The 19,163-nt window shown below is 70.4% G+C and carries 18 protein-coding genes; 6 read left to right on the forward strand and 12 right to left on the reverse strand.

What is annotated here, in order from left to right:
* Nucleotides 1–43: 43 nt before the first annotated feature.
* The 9 genes from rseP to phnN all read right to left on the reverse strand — a co-directional run bounded on the left by rseP (nt 44) and on the right by phnN (nt 7,743).
* Nucleotides 44–1,159 (reverse strand): RIP metalloprotease RseP, encoded by a 1,116-nt coding sequence (gene rseP / locus EJV46_RS16225; protein ID WP_131549727.1) that lies wholly within the window; start codon nt 1,157–1,159, stop codon nt 44–46.
* A gap of 11 nt (nt 1,160–1,170) precedes the next feature.
* A complete protein-coding gene (gene dxr, locus EJV46_RS16230) occupies nt 1,171–2,322 on the reverse strand; it encodes a 1-deoxy-D-xylulose-5-phosphate reductoisomerase (protein ID WP_131549794.1) in 1,152 nt (383 codons plus the stop codon).
* A gap of 29 nt (nt 2,323–2,351) precedes the next feature.
* The gene (locus EJV46_RS16235; protein WP_131549728.1) at nt 2,352–3,167 is read right to left on the reverse strand and encodes a phosphatidate cytidylyltransferase; all 816 of its coding nucleotides are present in this window, start codon (nt 3,165–3,167) and stop codon (nt 2,352–2,354) included.
* Complete coding sequence (gene uppS, locus EJV46_RS16240; protein WP_131549729.1) at nt 3,168–3,908, reverse strand: polyprenyl diphosphate synthase; 741 nt, start codon at nt 3,906–3,908, stop codon at nt 3,168–3,170. It lies immediately after the preceding gene.
* Nucleotides 3,908–4,480, reverse strand: a complete 573-nt coding sequence (gene frr / locus EJV46_RS16245) for a ribosome recycling factor (RefSeq protein WP_131549730.1) — start codon at nt 4,478–4,480, stop codon at nt 3,908–3,910. Before frr ends, uppS begins: the two co-directional genes overlap by 1 nt.
* Before the next feature lie 16 nt (nt 4,481–4,496).
* Entirely contained in the window at nt 4,497–5,222 is a 726-nt protein-coding gene (gene pyrH / locus EJV46_RS16250) for a UMP kinase (RefSeq protein WP_131549731.1), read from the reverse strand.
* An 85-nt stretch (nt 5,223–5,307) separates the two neighbouring features.
* A complete protein-coding gene (gene tsf, locus EJV46_RS16255; protein ID WP_131549732.1) occupies nt 5,308–6,219 on the reverse strand; it encodes a translation elongation factor Ts in 912 nt (303 codons plus the stop codon).
* 39 nt (nt 6,220–6,258) lie between these two features.
* Nucleotides 6,259–7,050, reverse strand: a complete 792-nt coding sequence (gene rpsB, locus EJV46_RS16260) for a 30S ribosomal protein S2 (RefSeq protein WP_131549733.1) — start codon at nt 7,048–7,050, stop codon at nt 6,259–6,261.
* Between the two features lie 135 nt (nt 7,051–7,185).
* Entirely contained in the window at nt 7,186–7,743 is a 558-nt protein-coding gene (gene phnN, locus EJV46_RS16265; RefSeq protein ID WP_131549734.1) for a phosphonate metabolism protein/1,5-bisphosphokinase (PRPP-forming) PhnN, read from the reverse strand.
* A gap of 80 nt (nt 7,744–7,823) precedes the next feature.
* Between phnN and EJV46_RS16270 the strand changes: the two genes are divergently transcribed.
* The gene (locus tag EJV46_RS16270) at nt 7,824–9,611 is read left to right on the forward strand and encodes a gamma-glutamyltransferase family protein (protein WP_131549735.1); all 1,788 of its coding nucleotides are present in this window, start codon (nt 7,824–7,826) and stop codon (nt 9,609–9,611) included.
* Between the two features lie 25 nt (nt 9,612–9,636).
* Here EJV46_RS16270 and EJV46_RS16275 read toward each other — a convergent pair whose 3' ends face one another.
* A complete protein-coding gene (locus EJV46_RS16275; protein WP_131549736.1) occupies nt 9,637–10,398 on the reverse strand; it encodes an SDR family oxidoreductase in 762 nt (253 codons plus the stop codon).
* Between the two features lie 124 nt (nt 10,399–10,522).
* On the opposite strand from EJV46_RS16275, the gene EJV46_RS16280 reads away from it, so the two are divergent.
* Nucleotides 10,523–11,566, forward strand: a complete 1,044-nt coding sequence (locus tag EJV46_RS16280; RefSeq protein WP_131549737.1) for a C-terminal binding protein — start codon at nt 10,523–10,525, stop codon at nt 11,564–11,566.
* Nucleotides 11,567–11,673: 107 nt separating this feature from the next.
* On the opposite strand, the gene EJV46_RS16285 is transcribed toward EJV46_RS16280, so the two are convergent.
* Nucleotides 11,674–13,233: an acyl-CoA synthetase gene (locus tag EJV46_RS16285; RefSeq protein ID WP_131549738.1), complete on the reverse strand. Its 1,560-nt coding sequence runs from the start codon at nt 13,231–13,233 to the stop codon at nt 11,674–11,676.
* Nucleotides 13,230–13,928 (reverse strand): SDR family NAD(P)-dependent oxidoreductase, encoded by a 699-nt coding sequence (locus EJV46_RS16290; RefSeq protein WP_131549739.1) that lies wholly within the window; start codon nt 13,926–13,928, stop codon nt 13,230–13,232. Before EJV46_RS16290 ends, EJV46_RS16285 begins: the two co-directional genes overlap by 4 nt.
* 100 nt (nt 13,929–14,028) lie before the next feature.
* On the opposite strand from EJV46_RS16290, the gene dctP reads away from it, so the two are divergent.
* The 4 genes from dctP to EJV46_RS16310 all read left to right on the forward strand — a co-directional run bounded on the left by dctP (nt 14,029) and on the right by EJV46_RS16310 (nt 19,111).
* Nucleotides 14,029–15,069, forward strand: a complete 1,041-nt coding sequence (gene dctP, locus EJV46_RS16295; protein WP_131549740.1) for a TRAP transporter substrate-binding protein DctP — start codon at nt 14,029–14,031, stop codon at nt 15,067–15,069.
* Nucleotides 15,070–15,082: 13 nt separating this feature from the next.
* A complete protein-coding gene (locus EJV46_RS16300; RefSeq protein ID WP_131549741.1) occupies nt 15,083–15,592 on the forward strand; it encodes a TRAP transporter small permease in 510 nt (169 codons plus the stop codon).
* Nucleotides 15,589–16,875, forward strand: a complete 1,287-nt coding sequence (locus tag EJV46_RS16305) for a TRAP transporter large permease (protein WP_131549742.1) — start codon at nt 15,589–15,591, stop codon at nt 16,873–16,875. Before EJV46_RS16300 ends, EJV46_RS16305 begins: the two co-directional genes overlap by 4 nt.
* A 100-nt stretch (nt 16,876–16,975) precedes the next feature.
* The gene (locus EJV46_RS16310; protein ID WP_131549743.1) at nt 16,976–19,111 is read left to right on the forward strand and encodes an acetate--CoA ligase family protein; all 2,136 of its coding nucleotides are present in this window, start codon (nt 16,976–16,978) and stop codon (nt 19,109–19,111) included.
* Nucleotides 19,112–19,163 lie beyond the last annotated feature (52 nt).

Consider the following 19,163-nt stretch of genomic DNA (forward strand, 5'->3'; position numbering starts at 1 on the left):
GCCGCGCCGCCGGCATGCCGCCACCCCGCCGTTTCCCGCGCCCTCATCCGACCAGCCCGGCGACCCAGCGGCCGATCCCGCCATGGGCGATATCGTTCCACGTGGCGAACAGAAACAGGCAGATCAGCACCGCGAAGCCGGCGCGGAAGCCGACCTCCAGGGCCTTGGGCGGAAGCGGCCGCCCCCGGATCGCCTCGGCGGCGTAGAACATGAGGTGGCCGCCGTCCAACAGGGGGATGGGGAAGAGGTTCAGCAGGGCCAGGCTCACCGAGAGCAGCGCCATGAGGTTGATCAGCGGCACGATGCCGAGCGTCGCGGCCTGGCCCGAGACCTCGGCGATCCGGATGGGCCCTCCGAGCTCGGTCGCGCTGCGCGATCCGGACAGCATCTCGCCGATGCCCGCGAGGGTCGCCCAGCTGACCTCGGCGGTCTGCACGGTGCCGGCCCAGAGCGCCGAGAGGGGATCCAGCCGCTCGAAGACCGCCTGGCCGCCCTGGATTCCCAGGATGCCGACCGGCTGCGCCTCGCTGCCGGGACGAACGGCCGGCACGAGTTGGAGGTTCACCTCGCGCCCTTCGCGCTCCAGACGGACCGCGACCTGCTGGCCCGCCCGCGGCTGGATGTGGCGCTGAACCTGGTCGAATCGCGTCACGCGCTCGCCGTCGAGGGCCACGATCATGTCGCCCGCCATGACTCCGGCCACCTCGGCTGGGGAGCCCGGCGAAACGGCAGAGACCGTCGTCAGCCCCCTCGGAACGCCGTTCGTCGCGAAGAGGATGGCGAAGAGCAGCGCCGCCAGCAGGAAATTGGCAGCCGGGCCGGCCGCGACCACGATGGCCCGATCCAGCACGCCCTTGTTGTGGAAGGTGAGGCCGGGGCGCTCCGGCACCCGGTCCGCCTCCGGCGTCTCGTCGAGGGGCGCCTGGCCGTGCAGCTTCACGTAGCCGCCGAGCGGGATCCAGGCGATGCGCCACTGGGTTCCGCGCCGGTCCCGCCAGGAAGCGATCGCCTTGCCGAAGCCGATGCTGAAGGCGTCGACGTGCACCTTGCGCCAGCGCGCCGCCAGATAGTGCCCGAGCTCGTGAAAGAAGATCAGGACGCCCAGCACGGCCAGGAAGGCCAGCATGGTCCGCACGGCAGAAGGCAGGAATTCAAGCATGATGGACTCCTTCAGGCGGCGGCGCGATGGGCGGCGATGCGGGAGGCCTCGCGGCGTGCGGCCTGGTCGAGCGCCAGGATCGAATCGAGGTCGGAAACCGGCTGGCTTCCCAGGGCCGCGAGCGTCTCCGCCACCACGGCCGCGATGTCGAGGAAGCCGAGGCCGCGCGCGAGGAAGAGTTCGACGGCCACTTCGTTCGCGGCGTTCAGCACGCAGGGCGCGCCGCCCTCGGCCTCCAGCGCCTCACGGGCGAGGCGCAGCGCGGGAAAGCGCTGGGTGTCGGGCGCGCCGAAATCGAGCCGGCTCAGCGCCGCGAGGTCGAGTCGCGCCACCTGCACGGCCATGCGGTTCGGCCAGGCGAGGCAGCTCGCGATCGGCGTGCGCATGTCGGGCGTGCCGAGCTGGGCCAGGAGCGAGCCGTCGGCATATTGCACCAGCCCGTGCACGGCCGATTGCGGGTGGATCAGCACGCCGAGCTGGTCGGGCCGGACCGGGAAGAGGCGCGCCGCCTCGATCAGCTCCAGGCCCTTGTTGAACATGGTGGCGCTGTCGACGCTGATCTTGGCCCCCATGGACCAGACGGGATGCCGCACCGCCTGCTCGGGCGTCGCCTGCGCCATCTGCGCGGGCGTCCATTCGCGGAACGGACCGCCCGACGCCGTCAGGATGATCTGCTCGATCACGGAGGGGTCGCGGGCGTCCAGCGCCTGGAAGATGGCATTGTGCTCGGAATCCACGGGAAGCAGCGTGGCGCCCGTGTTCCTGGCCGCATCCAGCACGATGTGGCCGGCGCAGACGAGGCTCTCCTTGTTGGCCAGCGCCAGCGTGCCGCCCCGGCCCAGCGCGGCCAGGGTGCTGCGCAGGCCGACGGCGCCCACGATGGCGGCCATGGTCCAGTCGGCGGGGCGGCTGGCGGCGGCGATCACGGCCTCGGCCCCGGCGGCCGCTTCGATGCCGGAGCCGGACAGCTCCTCCTTGAGGAGCGGATAGGCGCGCTCGTCCGCCACCACGGCGAGCCGCGCGCCATGCGCCCTGGCCTGCGCGGCGAGGGTCTTCGCGTCCTTCCCGGCCACCAGCGCCTCCACGGCGAACTCGCCGGGCCGCGCGGCCGCCAGCAGGGACAGCGTGCTGCGGCCAACCGAGCCGGTGCTGCCCAGGACCATGATGCTGCGGGGGGGCGAGACGGTCAAACCTACCTCCAAAGATGAACGCCCGCCCCCGCGGCGGCGCCGATCAGCGCGGCAAGGGGGGCTGCGGCCAGAACGCCGTCGAGGCGGTCCAGCAGGCCGCCATGGCCGGGAATCAGCCCGGACGAGTCCTTTACGCCGAATCGGCGCTTGATCCAGCTTTCAAGCATGTCACCGGATTGCGTGGCGATGCCGAGCAGGGCCGAGACCAGGAGTATAGTGGCCGGGGAGCCGCCCGCGCCGAGGCCCCATGCCACGCCCAGCCCCACCGCCGAGGCCCCGATCAGGCCGCCGAGGGCGCCGGACCAGGTCTTGTTGGGAGAGATCGCCGGCGCGAGCTTGGGGCCGCCCAGGCTCCGCCCGGCCGCATAGGCGGCGATGTCCGAGGCCCAGACCACCAGGAACAGGAAGATCACATTGTCCCGCCCGACGAGGCCGTCGTGCCGTAACGCGACCAGCGCGATGCCGGCCAGGCCAATGTAGAGGATGCCGAAGGCCAGCCAGAAGGGGCGCGCGCCCGGCGCTGTCCGCGCGACATACCAGGTCGCCGGCGCTCCCAGGGCGAGGATCAGCAGTCCGAGTCCCGGCCGGCCCAGCACCGCGGCGGCGCCGGCCATCAGGACGACGGCGCCGACGAGGGCTCCAGGGAGCGCACGGGTCGAGCCGCCGCAGAGCCTCACCCATTCCCAGGCGAGGCCCGCCACGCAGAGCGCCATCAGCGCCGCCCACCACAGCCCCCCCAGCCAGACGCAGAGCAACGCCGCCGGTCCCAGCAAGGCAGCGGTCAGGACGCGCTGGCGCAGGTCGCCCCAATGCCGCATTCAGCCGATACGGGCGCCGAAACGCCGCTCCCGCGCGGCATAGTCGGTCAGGGCGGCGTTGAAGTCCGTCACGCCGAAATCGGGCCAGAGGCCGGGCAGGAAGACCAGCTCGGCATAGGCGGCCTGCCAGAGCAGGAAGTTGGAGATGCGCTGCTCGCCGGAGGTCCGGATGATGAGGTCCGGATCGGGCATGCCCGCCGTGAAGAGGCGCGAGGCGAAGCCGGCCTCGTCCAGGGTATCGGGATCGAGCTCGCCCCGAGCGGCGGCGGCCGCGGCGGAACGGGCGGCCGAAAGAATCTCCGCGCGGGCGCCGTAGGACAGGGCCACGGTCAGGTTCAGCCGCAGCCCCCCCTCGGTACGCTGCTCGGCCGCGTCGATGGCTCTCAGCGTCTCCTCGCCGAAGCGCCCCCGGTCTCCGATGACGCGCAGACGCACGCCTTCCTTGGTCAGCTGGGCGACCTCCGCGCGGAGGTAGTGGCGCAGCAGGGCCGTCAGCTCCTGCACCTCGTCGGCGGGGCGGCCCCAGTTCTCGGAGGAAAAGGCGAAGAGCGTCAGCCAGGAAACGCCGGAGCCGATGGCGGCCTCGATGGTCCGGCGTGCCGCGTCCGCGCCGGCGCGATGGCCCAGCGCCACGGGAAGGCCCCTCGCCTGTGCCCAGCGGCGGTTCCCGTCCATGATGACGGCGACGTGGCGGGGCGGCGGGGCGCCTGAACCCGCCCGCAAGGCAGGGTTTGCGGACATCAGACGGTCTTGATGTCCTTTTCCTTCTCGGCGAGCGACACGTCGATCTTCTTCACATAGTCATCGGTGAGCTTCTGGACCTCGTCGGACCAGCGCTTGGCATCGTCCTCGCCGATCTCGGACTTCTTCTTCCAGCCCTGGATCTGCTCCATCCCGTCCCGGCGCACGCCGCGAATGGCCACCTTGGCGCCTTCGGAGTACTTGGCCGCCGTCTTGGCCAGCTCGTTGCGACGCTGCTCGGTCAGGGGCGGCAGCATCACGCGGATGGTCTGGCCTTCGGATTGCGGGTTCAGCCCCAGCCCCGAGTCGCGGATCGCGATCTCCACGGCCTTGGTCACCGAGCGGTCCCAGACCTGGACCTGCAGCATGGACGGCCCTGCGACCGAGACGTTGGCGACCTGGGCCAGCGGCTGGTTGCTGCCATAGGCCTCGACGCGGATCGGCTCCAGCAGCGAGGGGCTGGCGCGGCCGGTGCGCAGCCCGGCGAATTCCTTCTTCAGCGTCTCCAGCGCGCCGTCCATGCGGCGCACAAGGTCGGTCTTCAGCGTCTGTTTGTCGGGCGGGACAGCCATGGGAAGGGCCTCGGCGTCAGGGGGTGTCGGTTACGGTGGTGAAGCGGCCTTCGCCCTTCATGACGGCCGTAAAAGCCCCGGGTTCGTGGATGTTGAAGACAATAATGGGCAGATGGTTTTCCCGCGCAACCGAGATGGCCGCGGCGTCCATCACGGCCAGGTCCCGGGCCAGCATCTCGAGGTAGGTCAGCGTCTCGTAGCGCTCGGCCTCCGGGTTCTTGCGCGGATCGGCCGCATAGACGCCGTCGACCTGCGTGCCCTTGAGCAGCACGTCGCAGCCCATCTCGGCCGCGCGAAGCGCCGCGGCCGTGTCCGTGGTGAAGAAGGGATTGCCCGTGCCGGCGCCGAAGATCACGACCCGGCCCTTCTCCATGTGGCGCATGGCGCGCCGCCGGATATAGGGCTCGCAGATGGAGCTCATCTCGATGGCCGACTGGACGCGCGTCTGCACGCCGATCTTCTCGAGCGCCGATTGCATGGCCAGGGCGTTCATGACCGTGGCCAGCATGCCCATGTAGTCGGCCTGGGCCCGGTCCATGCCGGTCGCCGCGCCGGCGATGCCGCGGAAGATGTTGCCGCCGCCGATCACCATGGCGACCTCGACCCCGAGCTCCACGACGCCCGCGACATCATGCGCGATGGCCTTGAGGGTGGCGACGTCCAGCCCGTAGGAGCGGCCGCCCATCAGGGCCTCGCCCGAGACCTTCAGCAGCACGCGCTTGTATTTCGGCGTTTCGCTCATCGCTGATCCGGTCTTGTGAGAATTCGGTACTGGCAGGCAAATGTGGCGCCGGGGCGGCAGAACCGCCCCGGCGAAGTCTGTCGGCTCAGGCGACGCCGGAGGCGGCGGCGACCTCGGCCGCGAAGTCGGAGGTCTGCTTCTCGATGCCCTCGCCGAGCTGGAAGCGGGCGAAGCCCTTGAGCCCCAGGCCGGCCTTGGCGACCACGGCCTTCACGCGGCTCTCGCCGTCATGCACCCAGACCTGCTCCAGGAGGACGACCTCCTCGTAGAACTTCCGGATGCGGCCCTCGACCATCTTCTCGATGACCGCCGGCGGCTTGCCGGAGGCCATGGCCTGCTCCGTCAGCACGGCCTTCTCGCGCTCCAGGGCGGAGGGCTCGACGGCGCTCACGTCCAGCGCCTCCGGCCGAGTGGCGGCGACGTGCATGCCGATCTGCCGGCCCAGCGTCTCCATCACCGCGTTCTCGCCCGGACCTTCGAGCGCCACGAGCACACCGATCTTGCCGAGGCCCGGCTTCACGGCGTTGTGGATATAGGTCGCGACGGTGCCCTTCTCGACCGAGAAGACCTTCGCCCGGCGGATCGTCATGTTCTCGCCGATCGTAGCGATCATCTTGGTCAGCTCTTCCTGGGTGCTGTGCGTCGTGCCCGGGAAGGTCGCGGCCTTGAGATGCTCCAGATTGTCGCCGACCGAGAGGGCGAGGCCCGCCACCTCGGCGACGAAGTTCTGGAAGGCCTCGTTGCGCGCGACGAAGTCGGTCTCGGCATTCACCTCGACCATGGCGGCGACGCCGGGGCCGGAGGCGACGCCCACCAGGCCCTCGGCGGCGACGCGGCCGGACTTCTTGGCGGCGGCCGACAGCCCCTTCTTCCGGAGCCAGTCGATCGCGGCCTCCATGTCGCCGCCGCTCTCCACCAGCGCCTTCTTGCAGTCCATCATGCCGGCGCCGGTGGCGTCGCGCAGGTCCCGCACCATGCCGGCCGTGATTTCAGCCATTGCTCAAGCTCCTCGTTCTGGCGCTTCGGGTATCTACGCTCAGGCCTGGACGGCCGGAGCTTCTTCGGCAGGGGCGACCTCGACGGGCGCGTCTTCGGCCATCGGCTCGGCCATGGCGCCGACGTCGCGGCCAGAGGCCTGCATCTCGGCCGAAATGCCGTCGAAGACGGCCGCCGCGACCAGGTCGCAATAGAGGTTGATGGCGCGGATCGCGTCGTCATTGCCCGGGATCGGGAAGGTCACGCCCGAGGGATCGCAGTTGCTGTCCACCACGGCCACGACGGGAATCCCCAGCGTGTTCGCCTCCTCGATGGCCAGCTTCTCCTTCACCACGTCGATGACGAAGATCATGTCGGGCAGGCCGCCCATCTCGCGGATGCCGCCCAGCGCGCGGTCGAGCTTGTCGCGCTCGCGCGTCAGCATCAGCACTTCCTTCTTGGTCAGGCCCTGGATGTCGCCATGCAGGCGCGTGTCCATCTCCTTGAGGCGCTTGATGGAGCCGGTGATGGTCTTCCAGTTGGTCAGCATGCCGCCGAGCCAGCGGTGGTTGACGTAGTACTGGCCGCAGCGGGTCGCCGCCTCGGCCACGTATTCCGCCGCCGCCTTCTTGGTGCCCACGAAAAGCACGCGGCCGCCGCCGGCCACCGTGTCCCGCACGGAGCGCAGGGCGCGCTCGAGCATGGGGACGGTCTGCTGCAGATCCAGGATATGGACCTGGTTGCGCACGCCGAAGATGTAGGGGGCCATACGCGGATTCCAGCGACGCGTGTGGTGGCCGAAATGCACGCCGGCCTCGAGCAGCTGGCGCAGGGAAACGTCGGGCATCGCCATGAGCGATATTCCTTCCAATCAGTCCGGTTGGGCCTCCGCGGCGCAAACCTCGGCCGAAGCCGAGACCGGACCCTTGCCGTCAGGAAGGGAGCGCCGCGTGCGGATTTCCGGCGGACATCCGCCGGATGCGCAGCCCTATGGCCGAAAAGCCCCTGCCGCGCAAGACGAGGCGGCCGCTTCCAGCACATGCCGGAGGCGCGCCGCGCCCTCCTCGATGGTGGAATCGTTGCGGATCCTGCGGAGGTCCAGCCCCTCGGGCAGGCCCATCTCCCGGTCCAGCCGCGCGGCGATCTGTTCCGCCGTCTCGCGCCCCCGCCGCGCCAACCGCTCGGCCAGCAGCTCCCGCGGCGCCGTGACCTCGATGACCCGCAGCGGCCGCAACCGCGCGGCCTCGTGCAGCACCGTCCGCGACACGCTGAGGACAACGAGCTTGTCGGCCGGCGCCTCGCTGCGCCGGATGCCATAGCGCAGCCCATGCGCCTGCCAGGTCAGGACGAAGGCATCGGCCTCCGCAAGCGCCTGGAATTCCTCGGAAGAGACGGCGTCATGCGCCTCGCCGCCGGCCTCGGCCGGACGGGTGATGGTGCGCCGCGCGAAATGGAAGCGGCCATCGCCCGCCAAGGCGTCCCTGGCCCGGTCCAGAAGGCTGTCCTTCCCCGCGCCCGAAGGGCCGGCCAATGCCACCCAGATCATCGCTCCTCCGCCCGGCCCCGCCAGGTTGACCCCGCCGCCCTTCTTTGCGCAGATCAGGCCGCTCCCGAAAAGGCCCCTCCATGTTCACGACCCGCCCCGAGATCGCCGGTACCTTCGGCGTTGTGGCCTCCACGCACTGGCTCGCGAGCCAGGTCGGCATGGCGGTGCTGGAGCGGGGCGGCAATGCCTTCGACGCGGCGGCGGCGGCGGGCTTCACCCTGCAGATCGTCGAGCCGCACCTGAACGGCCCCGGCGGCGACTGCCCGATCATCCTGCACGACGCGAAGCTCGGGAAGGAGCTGGTGATCTGCGGCCAGGGGCCGGCACCGGCTGGCCTGACCGTCGATCTGGTGAAGGGAAAGTACGGCCTCGACATCATGCCGGGCACCGGCTTCCTGGCCGCCCCCGTCCCCGGCGCCTTCGACGCCTGGGCCTTGATGCTGCTCAACCACGGCACCTGGCGGCTGCGCGACGTGCTGGCCTTTGCCATCTCCTATGCCCGGCACGGCGCGCACATGGTGCCCCGGGTGTGCCAGACTGTGGCGACCGTCAAGCCGCTCTTCGAGGCCGAGTGGAAGAGCTCGGCCGCCCTCTGGCTGCGCGATGGCGGCCCCCAGCCCGGCAAGCTCTACGCCAACCCCACCTTGGCCGACACCTATGAGAGGGTGATCCGCGAGGCGGAGTCGCAGGGCCGCGACCGCGAGGCCGAGATCCAGGCCGCGCGGAACGCCTGGTATTCTGGCTTCGTCGCCGAGGCGATCGACCGCTTCGGCCGGACGCCGGCGATGGACACCTCGGGCCGGCGCCACGCGGCGGCCCTGACCGGCCAGGACATGGCAGGCTGGCGCGCCGGCGTGGAGGCGCCCGTATCCCTGGAGTTCATGGGCACGACGGTCCTGAAATGCGGCCCCTGGAGCCAGGGGCCGGCCATGCTGCAGACCCTGGCCCTGCTCTCCGGCTTCGACCTCGCGGCGATGGACCCGGTGGGCGAGGCCTTCGTCCATCATGTGACCGAGGCCATGAAGCTCGCCTTCGCCGACCGCGAGGCCTTCTACGGCGACCCCGGCTTCACCGCGGTCCCGCTCACGACCCTGCTGTCCAAGGCCTATGCGGACGAGCGGCGCCGGCTGATCGGCCACGACGCCTCGCTGGAGTTCCGGCCCGGCAACCCCGACGGCCTCCCCATCCGCGGCGTGAACTACGCCGCCGCCGTCCACCGGGCCGAGGTCATGGCCATGGCGGCGGGCACGGGCGAGCCGACCGTCTCGCGCCTCGGCGCCTCGGGCGGCGACACCTGCCATGTCGACGTGATCGACCGGCACGGGAACTTCGTGAGCGCCACGCCCTCGGCCGGCTGGCTGCAATCCTCGCCGGCCATCCCGGAACTCGGCTTCTGCCTCGGCTCGCGCTGCCAGATGTTCTGGCTGGACGAGACGCTGCCCAACGGCCTGCAGCCCGGCAAGCGCCCGCGCACGACGCTCTCCCCCTCGATGGTCCTGCGCGACGGCAAGCCCTGGATGAGCTTCGGCACCCCCGGCGGCGAGCAGCAGGACCAGTGGCAATCCATCATGCTCTCGCGGATGCTGGCCCACGGCTTCAACATCCAGGAGGCGATCGACCTGCCCTCCTTCCACTCCGAGCATTGGGTGAGCAGCTTCTGGCCGCGCGGCGCCAGGCCCGGCAAGCTGGTGCTGGAGGGGCGCTACGCGCCGGAGGTGCTTTCGGCGCTCCACGCGCGCGGCCACAAGGTCGAGATGGGCGGCGAGTGGAGCGAGGGGCGCCTGACCGGCGCCCGCCGCGAGCCCGACGGGCAAATCTTCGCCGGGGCGAACCCCCGCGGCATGCAGGGCTACGCCGTCGGCCGCTGAGCGCGCCGGAGGGCTCCCCCGGGGATCACAGCTTGCGCTGCTGCGAGGCCAGGTAGCTGCGGTTGCGCGTCGGGGTGATCAGCACCTCGTTGATGCAGACATGCGCCGGCATGGTCGCCAGGAAGATCACCAGCGCCCCGCAATCCTCCGGCTGCACCATCTCCGCCAGCTCCTTCTCGCTGAGCTTGTTGGGGCGCTTGTCGAGGATGGGCGTGCGCACCTCGCCCGGACACAGGGCCGTGGAGCGGATGCCGTTGCCGCATTCCTCCATGTTGAGGCTGTGGCTCATCGCCACCACCGCATGCTTCGAGGCTGTGTAGCCGGCCCCGGACAGCGGGCTCACGAAGCGGCCGGCCATCGAGGCGGTGTGGATCATCAGCCCGCCGCCCTGCGCGCGCATGATCGGCAGCGCCGACATGGCGCAGTAGAAAGCCGAGAAGAGGTTGCCGTTCACCAGCTCCTGAACGCCCTCGGGCTTCAGGTCCTTCCAGCTGCGCTGCTGGATGTTCACGCCGGCATTGTTCACGAGGATGTCGAGGCGGCCGAGCTCCTTCTGGATGAAGTCCGCCACCTTCTGCACGGCCGCGGGCTCGGCGAGATCCGCCACCTTCACATGCACGGTCCCGCCCGCGGCCTGGATCGTGGCCGCCACCTTGTCGAGCTTTTCCCTGGTGCGCCCCGTGAGGACGACGGTCGCCCCCTCCGCGGCCAGCGCGATCGCGGCAGCCTCGCCGATGCCGCTCCCCGCCCCCGTCACCCATGCGGTCTGCCCAGCCAACTTGCCCATCGGACACTCCCTCCGTTCCTTAGATGCGCGAGCCTAGATGCCCCGCCTGCATGTGCAAGGGCCCGGCTTGCCGCACCGTCATGAGCATGCTTCGCTCGCCGAAATTCATTGGGAGAAAACGCAGATGGCGAAATTCCGCATCGTCACGCCCGCGGGCGCAAGCTTCACCGTCGCCGGGGGCGGCTACGACCTCGAGATGGAGGCGCTCCAGGGCATGGACGCCGAGATCGTCGAGGCCCCCATGGACACGGCGGGCTTCATCGCCGCGGCCAAGGACGCGGACGCCATCTACGCCAAGGGCATCAACATCACGGCCGAGATCATCGCGGGGCTGCAGAACTGCAAGTCCATCACGCTCGGCTCCGTCGGCGTGGACAGCGTGGACGTGAAGGCCGCGACGCGCGCCGGCATCCCCGTGACGAACGTGCCGGACACCTTCATCGAGGAGGTCGCCGACCACGCGATGACGCTGCTCCTCTCGACCTTCCGCCGCGTGATCGAGCAGGACAAGATGGTGCGCGAGCATCGCTGGAAGGAAGGCCGCCCCGCGCTGCTGAAGATCCCCCGCCTCATGGGCCAGACGCTCGGCTTCGTCAGCTTCGGCCGCGTGGCCCGCGCGGTGGCCAAGCGCGCCGCGCCCTTCGGCCTGCGCCTGATCGCCTATGACCCGTTCCTCGACGAGACGCAGATCAGCGAGCACGGCGTGATGCCGGTCTCGCTCAACGACGTGATGAGCCAGTCGGACTTCGTGTCCATGCACGCGCCGGCGCGGCCGGAATGCACGCATCTCCTCAAGGAGGAGCATTTCCGGAAGATGAAGAAGACCAGCATCTTCATCAACACGGGCCGTGGCCCGACGGTGGACGAAGCCGCGCTGATCAAGGCGCTGACCGAAGGCTGGATCGCCTATGCCGGGCTGGACGTGCTGGAGGTCGAGCCGCCCTCGCACAACAACCCGCTGCTGAGCATGGACAATGTGATCCTCTCCGCGCACACGGCCTCGGCCTCGGCGCGCTTCGACGAGGCGCGCAAGCGCCGCGTGGGCAGCGAGCTGGCGCTGGTCCTCTCGGGCAAGTGGCCGATGAGCTGCGTGAACCCGGCCGTGCTGCAGAACACCAAGTTGCAGCGGTGGCAGCCGGTGGGAATCGGCCGCGGACCGAACAGCTGACGGCGCGGTCTTGAGGGGGCTTTGCCCCCTCAAACTCCCCCAGCAGGGAACACGTTCCCTGCACCCTCATTCCTGAAGTAGGGCGAGGGCAGCGGCCCTCGCATTGACTAGAATCGGATGCCTTCCGCTTCCAGGCGCTCGCGAAGCAAGGCCTTCGGGATCTTCCCGTAGGCCGACTTTGGGAGCTCCTCCCAGAAGACGAATTGCTGCGGATGACGGTAGCGCGCGAGCTGCCCGTCCAGATGCGCGAGCAGCTCGGGGCCTTCGGCCAAGGCGCCTGCATTCAGCACCACGCAGGCCACGCCCGCCTCGCCCCATTTCGGATGCGCCAGCCCGACCACGGCACATTCCGCGACCGCGGGGTGCGTCAGCAGCGCCTCCTCCACCTCGCGCGGATAGACGTTCGAGCCGCCGGAGATGAACATGTCTGAGGCGCGGCCGGTGATATGCAGGAAGCCCCGCGCGTCGAGAAATCCCAGGTCGCCCGTGTGGAACCAGCCGTGGCGGAACGCCTTTTCCGTCCCCTCCTCGTTCTGCCAGTAACCGGCGAGCACGGCATTGCCGCGCACGCAGATCCCGCCCTGCTCGCCGGGCGGAAGGCGCCGGCCGTCCTCGTCCAGGATGGCGAGGTCCATGCCGGTCCGCGGCATGCCGCAGCTGCCGACGCTCGGATCGCTGTCGTCCATCGTATGCTGGTCGGGACGCAGGACGGTGATGTTGCCGGTCACCTCGCCCAGCCCGAAATACTGCACGAGACAGCGGCCGAGCCGTTCCATCGCGCGCTTCTGGTCCGCCCGGTACATCGGTGCGCCCGCATAGATCACGTGGCGCAGGGCATGCGGCGCCGCGCGCCCGTCGGCCACGAGCATGTTCAGGATGGTCGGCACGGTGAACATGTTGGTCACGCCATGCCGCTCGATCAGCTCCCAGGCGGTGCCGGGATCCAGCCGCTCGCCCGGCATGAGGATGGAGCAGGCGCCGCGCGCCACCTGGCTCATCGCGTGGATGCCCGCGCCATGGCTGAGCGGCGCCACGACCAGCGAGACGTCGCGCTCCGTCAGCCCCGGCATGAGGTCGGCCAGGTGGTTGGTGACGACGAAGCCCATCTGCCCATGCGTCAGCACCGCCGCCTTCGGCCGGCCGGTGGTGCCGGAGGTGAAGAAGAACCAGCAGGGATGGTCGCGATCCACATCCGCCTCGTGATCGGGCGGCGGCGCCGGCGTGCCGGCGATCAACGCCTCGAAATCCAGTTCGCCCTCCCGCGCATCGCCGACGGCGAGGATCAGCCGGCAGTCCGGCGCCGCCTCCCGCACCGCATCGGCATGGCCGGCGAAGCCATGGTCGCGCAGCATGGCGCGCGCGCCGCTCGCCGCGGCGAGGTAGGCCGCTTCGGGCGGCGTCAGCCGGACATTGGTGGGCACCCAGACCGCGCCGAGCTTCAGGCAGGCCCAGAGGCTCTCGAACATCACGTTGGAGTTGCGGGAATGGACCAGCACCCGGTCGCCCGGCGCGATGCCCTGCGCGCGCAGCGCCGCGCAAAGGCGGTCGACGCGCGCATTCATCTCGGCCCAGCTCCAGCTCCGCTCCCGCCAGATCAGCGCCGGCGCATCCGGCAGGCGCCGCGCCGTCTGGGTCAGCAGCCGGCCGAGATTGGTCGTGGGGATCACGCCATCACCCCGGCTCCGGCATAGCCGCCATCCACCGGCAGGGCGTGGCCGGTGATGTAGGAGGAACGCGCCTCGTCCAGCAGGAAGAGCGCGGCCTGCGCCACCTCCTCCGCCCGGCCGTAGCGGCCTGCGGGAATACGCGAGAGCCACTGCGCGCGGGTCTCGGCGTCGTGCAGCCTCGTCACCAGAGGCGTCTCGATCGGCGCCGGGCACAGGGCGTTCACGCGGATGCGGTGCGGCGCGAGGTCGATCGCCAGGACCTGCGCCATGTTGATCACCGCCGCCTTGGAGGCGCCATAGGCCACCCGCCCCTGCACGCCGCGCAGGCCCGAGACCGAGGCGACGAAGACGATCGAGCCGCCCATCCCTGTCGCCACCATCGCCCGCGCCGCCGCCTGGGCCACCAGGAAGCTCCCGGTCAGGTTCACGTCCAGGATGCGGCGGAACACCTCCGGATCCGTCTCCAGGATCGGCGTCGCCGCCGAGATTCCAGCGCTGCACACCACGCCGCGCAGCCCGCCCATCCCGCCGACCCAGCGCGCGACCGCCGCCGCGTCGGTCACGTCCAGCGCCGTGATCCCTTCGCCCGGTGTCCGATCGGCCGCGTCCACCTGCCACCCGGCCTCACGTGCCGACCCGGCGATCGCGAGCCCGATCCCGGAAGCCCCGCCCGTCACGGCCAATCGCATGTCCATATTCCCCCGCTCACGGCCGTCTTGCGCGCCTGGCTTTCCGGACCGCATTGTGACACCGCAACGTGCGGCCGGCACAAGGCCGCCTGGGAGGACCGAGACCATGACCCCGAGCCCGAGCCGCCGCGCCCTGCTGGCCGGCAGCGCCACGCTGCTGGCCACGCCGCATGTCGCGAAGGCGCAGACCCAGTACCGGCCCGAATACAAGATGTCCGTGGTCGGCAACCGCCCCATCCCCTTCGCCGAGGGCGCCTTCCAATGGGCCGAGCTCATCACCGAGCGCTCGGGCGGGCGCATCAACGTGAAGGTCTATCCCGGCAGCCAGCTGGTGGGCGGCGACCAGACGCGCGAGCTGCTGGCCATGCGCCAGGGCATCATCGACTTCGCGGTGTTCAGCACCATCAACATCGCCCCGCAGGTGCGCGAGGCCGGCATCTTCCAGCTTCCCTTCCTCATGCCCGACCACCGGGCCTTTGACGCGCTGCTGAACGGCGAGGTCGGCCGCGACCTGGTCGGCATCATGGACCGCCGCGACGTCACCGCCGTCTCCTTCGGCGAGAACGGCTTCCGCGAGATCAGCAACTCCCGCCGGGCCATCCGCACGCCGGCCGACCTGCGCGGCCTGAAGATCCGCTTCGCCGCCGGCGCGATCTTCAACGACATCTTCAACGGCCTCGGCGCCAACCCGCTGCAGATGTCCTTCGCCGACCTGCAGCCGGCGCTCTCGACCGGCGCGGTGGACGGGCAGGAGAACCCGGTCAACCTCTTCCTGGCCTTCCGCATGGACACGCTGTCGCAGAAGCACATGACCATCTGGAACTACGTGAACGACGCGCTGATCTTCGGCCTCAACAAGCAGCTGATGGCCGGCTTCACGCCGGCCGACCAGCAGCTCATCCGCGAATGCGGCATCGAGGCGGCGCGGCGCAACATCGCGCTGGCCCGCCGCGGCCTCGGTATCCCCGGCACCGACGACAGCGCGCTGGTCGAGGCGCGCAACCGCGGCGTCGAGGTGACGGTCCTCAGCGCCGAGGAGAAGCGCGTCTTCGCGACCGCGCTGCGCCCCGTCTACGACAAGTGGTCCGCGACGGTCGGGCGCGAGATCGTGGGCAAGGCCGAGGCCGCCATCCGGGCCGCCTCGTGAGGCCTGCCGCCTGATGGCCACGGATTTCGACCCGACCGCGGCCCCCGCCGATCCCCGCACGCGCCTCCCGCTGACGCTGGAGCGCGTGCTGCTGGCCGTCGCGATGGGGGCCATGGCGCTCATCACGGCCGGCAACGTGGTGACGCGCTATCTGACCGATATCTCCTTCTCCTTCACGGAGGAGTATTCGGTCGCGCTGATGGTGGGCGCGGCCATGGTCGGCACCGCGCTCGCGACGGCGGCGGGCCGGCACATCCGCATCGGCTATTTCGTCGACAAGCTCCCGCCGCGTCGCCGGCGTATCGCCGACATCGTCGCCAGCGCGCTGCTCATCCTCTGCTTCGCGCTGATCGCCTGGTATGGCGCGCGCATGGTCTGGGACGAGTACGATTTCGAGGTGCTGTCCCCCGGTCTCGGCCATCCGCAATGGCTCTACAGCGTCTGGCTGCCGGTGCTGGCGCTTCTGGTGATCGGGCGCGCGGCGGGCCGCATCCTCCGCCTCTGGCGCGGAGAGGATTCGTGATCGGCGCCGTCCTCTTCCTCATGTTCCTGGTGCTGCTGCTGGGCGGCGTGCCGATCGGCGTGGCCCTCGGCCTCGCCGGCGCGCTGGCGATCACCCTGGCCGACCAGACTCTCATGGCCATGCCAACCAACGTCTATGCCGGCATCGCGAAATATCCGCTGATCGCCATCCCCATGTTCGTGCTGGTCGGCTGCGTCTTCGACCGGACAGGCGTGGCGCTGCGGCTCGTGCGCTTCGCGACGGCGGTGGTCGGCGCCGGGCGCGGCGCGCTGGCCTCGGTGGCGGTGCTGGTGGCCATGGTGATCGGCGGCATCTCCGGCTCCGGCCCGGCCACCTCGGCCGCCGTCGGCCAGGTGGTGACGCGCAGCATGGTGAAGGACGGCTATCCCCGCCCCTTCATCGCCGGGACCGTCGCGGCGGCGGCGGCGACGGACATCCTGATCCCGCCCTCCATCGCCTTCATCGTCTATGCGGTGATGGTGCCCGGCGTCTCGGTGCCCGCGATCTTCATGGCCGGCATGATGCCGGGGATCCTGGCGGGCTTCGCCATCATCGTCCCGATCGTGATCATCTCCTGGCTCAAGGATTTCGGCGGAAAGAACCCCGACCGCGATCGTCTCTCGGTCTGGCAGGCCTTCAAGGAGGCGATCTGGGGGCTGATGGCGCCCGTGGTCATCCTCGGCGGCATGCGCATCGGCGCCTTCACGCCGACCGAGGCCGCGGTGATGGCCGTGTTCTACGGCCTCTTCGTCGGCTTCGTCATCTATCGCAGCATGACGCTGCGCGACCTCTACGAGATGCTGGTGGAGGCGGGCGAGATCTCCGCCGTCATCCTCATCATCATCGCGCTCGCCAGCGTCTTCGCCTGGTCCACGGCGACGCTGGGCATCGTGCAGCCCATCGCCGGCTGGATCGTGGGGCTGGGGCTCGGGGAATACGGCACCATCGCGCTGCTGATGATCGCGCTCATCTTCATCGGCATGTTCCTCGACGGGGTCTCGACCTTCCTGATCCTGCTGCCGGTGCTGATCCCCATCGCCATGGCCTTCCACTGGGATCTCACCTGGTTCGGCGTCATCCTCACCATGAAGATCGCCATCGGCCAGTTCACCCCGCCCATGGCCGTGAACCTGATGGTGAGCTGCCGCATCGCGGGCGTGACCATGGAGAGCACCATCCCCTGGGTGGTCTGGATGATCCTGGCCATGTTCGTGGCGCTGGCGCTGGTGGTGGTGTTCCCGGGCATCGCGCTCTGGCTCCCCGCCGCGGCCGGCATGATGTGACGCCGCCGTTCCGACCGATCGACCGTCCGGTCGGGGGCTTGCCGAAACGCTCCGCCTGCTTCGGAATGCCGTGAAGCAACCGCAAGGGAGAGAAGCCTCGATGCCTGCCGTGGAACCACTGCGCGATCCCAACAGCCTCACGCGCCTCCTGGCGCCGCGCAGCTTCGCCGTGGTGGGCGTCTCTGCCGAGGCCACCGGCTTCGGCGCCCGCACCGTCCAGAACATGCGGGACTTCGACGGCCCGGTCTGGTGCGTGAACCCGAAATACGCCGGCCAGGAGCTCCACGGCCGCCCCTGCTACGCCTCGGTCGCCGACCTGCCCGGCGCGCCGGATTCGGCCGTCATCGCCCTGCCCCGCCCCGGCGTCCTGGCCGCGGTCGAGGCGCTGGCGCAGAAGGGCGGCGGCGGCGCGGCCATCTATGCCTCCGGCTACGGCGAGACGGATCTTCCCGAACGCGCGGTCGAGGAGCAGGCGCTGGGCGACCGCGCCCGGGCGCTGGGCTTCCCGCTGCTCGGTGCGAACTGCCTGGGCTTCGTCGATCATCGCCATCGCATCGGCGCCACCTTCATGCCGGACTACGTGAAGATGACGGCGCCGGTCGGGGGCGTGGGCGTGGTCAGCCAGTCCGGCGCGCTGGGCTATGCGCTCATGCAGGCGGCCGAGCGCGGCTTCGCCATGTGCCATATGACGACGGCCGGCAATGCCACGGATCTCGACGTCTGCGACCTCGCGGCCTTCCAGCTCACCATCCCCGAATGCCGCAGCGTGGCCCTGGTCGTGGAGGGGCTGCGCGACGCGCGCCGCCTCTTCGCCCTGGGCGACCTGGCGCGCGACCTGGGCAAGGCCATCGTCGTGCTCAAGCTCGGGCGCGGCGAGATCGGTGCCAAGGCCGCCATGTCGCATACCGGCTCGCTGGCCGGCAGCACGGCCGCCTGGTCCGCCGGCTTCAAGCGCGCCGGCCTGCTGGAGGTGGAGGATTTCGACTCCATGCTCGAGACGGCAGGCTTCTTCGCCAAGTCCGGCCCGCCCCGGACCAAGGGCCGGGGCGTGGGCATCGTGACCCCCTCGGGCGGCGCGGGCATCATGTCGGCCGACCATGCGGAGTTCGCCGGGCTGGAGCTGCCGCAGCCCGCCCCCGCGACCGAGAAGGTGCTGCGCGCCGCCATCCCGGATTTCGGCAGCCCGCGGAACCCCTGCGACCTCACGGCGCAGGTGGCGACCAATCCGAAATCCTTCGAGGAGTGCATGGACGCGATGCTCGCCGACGAGCAATACGCGGCCATCGTCTTCCCCGTCGTCTACCACAACCCGGCCCCCACCGCGACGCCGCAGCGCATGCGGACGCTGAACCCCATGTCGGCCAATTCCGGCAAGCCCATCTGCATCGGCTGGATTCCGGAGAGCCTGGAGGGCGCGGGGCCGGAGGCGGCCGACGCGGCCAGCCACATCTCCCTCTTCCGCAGCACGCGGCGGATGATGAACACGCTCCGCCTATGGTTCGACCACCACGGCGCGAAGCCGGCGGCCGGCGCGATCGAGGCCAGCGCCGCCGCCGCCGCAAAGGCGATCCCGGCCGGCGAGAGCACGCTGATGGAGGCGGCCGCCAAATCCGCCTTCGCCGCGGCCGGCCTCCCCGTCGTGGACGAGCGCCGGGCCGCGACGGCCGGGGAGGCCGTGGCCGCCGCCACCGCCCTCGGGTTTCCGGTCGTGCTGAAGGTCGATAGCCCCGACATCGCCCACAAGACCGAGGTGGGCGGCGTCCAGCTCAACCTGGCCGATGCCGCCGCCGTCACCGCCGCCTTCGCCCGCATCATGGAGGGCGCCAGGACGCATGCGCCGAAGGCCCGAATCGACGGGGTGCTCGTCCAGCGCATGGAGGCGCGCGGCGTCGAGCTCATCCTGGGCGCCAGCCGCGACCCGCAATTCGGCACCATGGTCCTGGTGGGCCTCGGCGGCGTGCAGGCGGAGCTGTGGAAGGACGTGGCGCTGGATGTGGCGCCCGTCTCGGCCGAAGGCGCCATGGCGATGCTGAAGTCCCTCAAGGCCTTCCCCTTGCTGGACGGCTTCCGCGGCAGCGCCAAGGTGGACATCGAGGCCGTCGCCGCTGCCGTCGCGCGCTTCTCGGGCTTTGTCGCAGCCCTGGGCGAGCGGCTGGAGGAGGCCGAGATCAACCCGCTCGTCTGCCGCGGGAACGGCTGCGTCGCGGTGGACGGGCTGATGAAGCTCTCGAGCTGATTCCGGACAAGGCGGACAACCAGGCGCCCGCACCGGGTCACGACGAGAGCGA

Source organism: Roseococcus sp. SYP-B2431, from assembly GCF_004336745.1.
GTDB lineage: Bacteria > Pseudomonadota > Alphaproteobacteria > Acetobacterales > Acetobacteraceae > Roseococcus.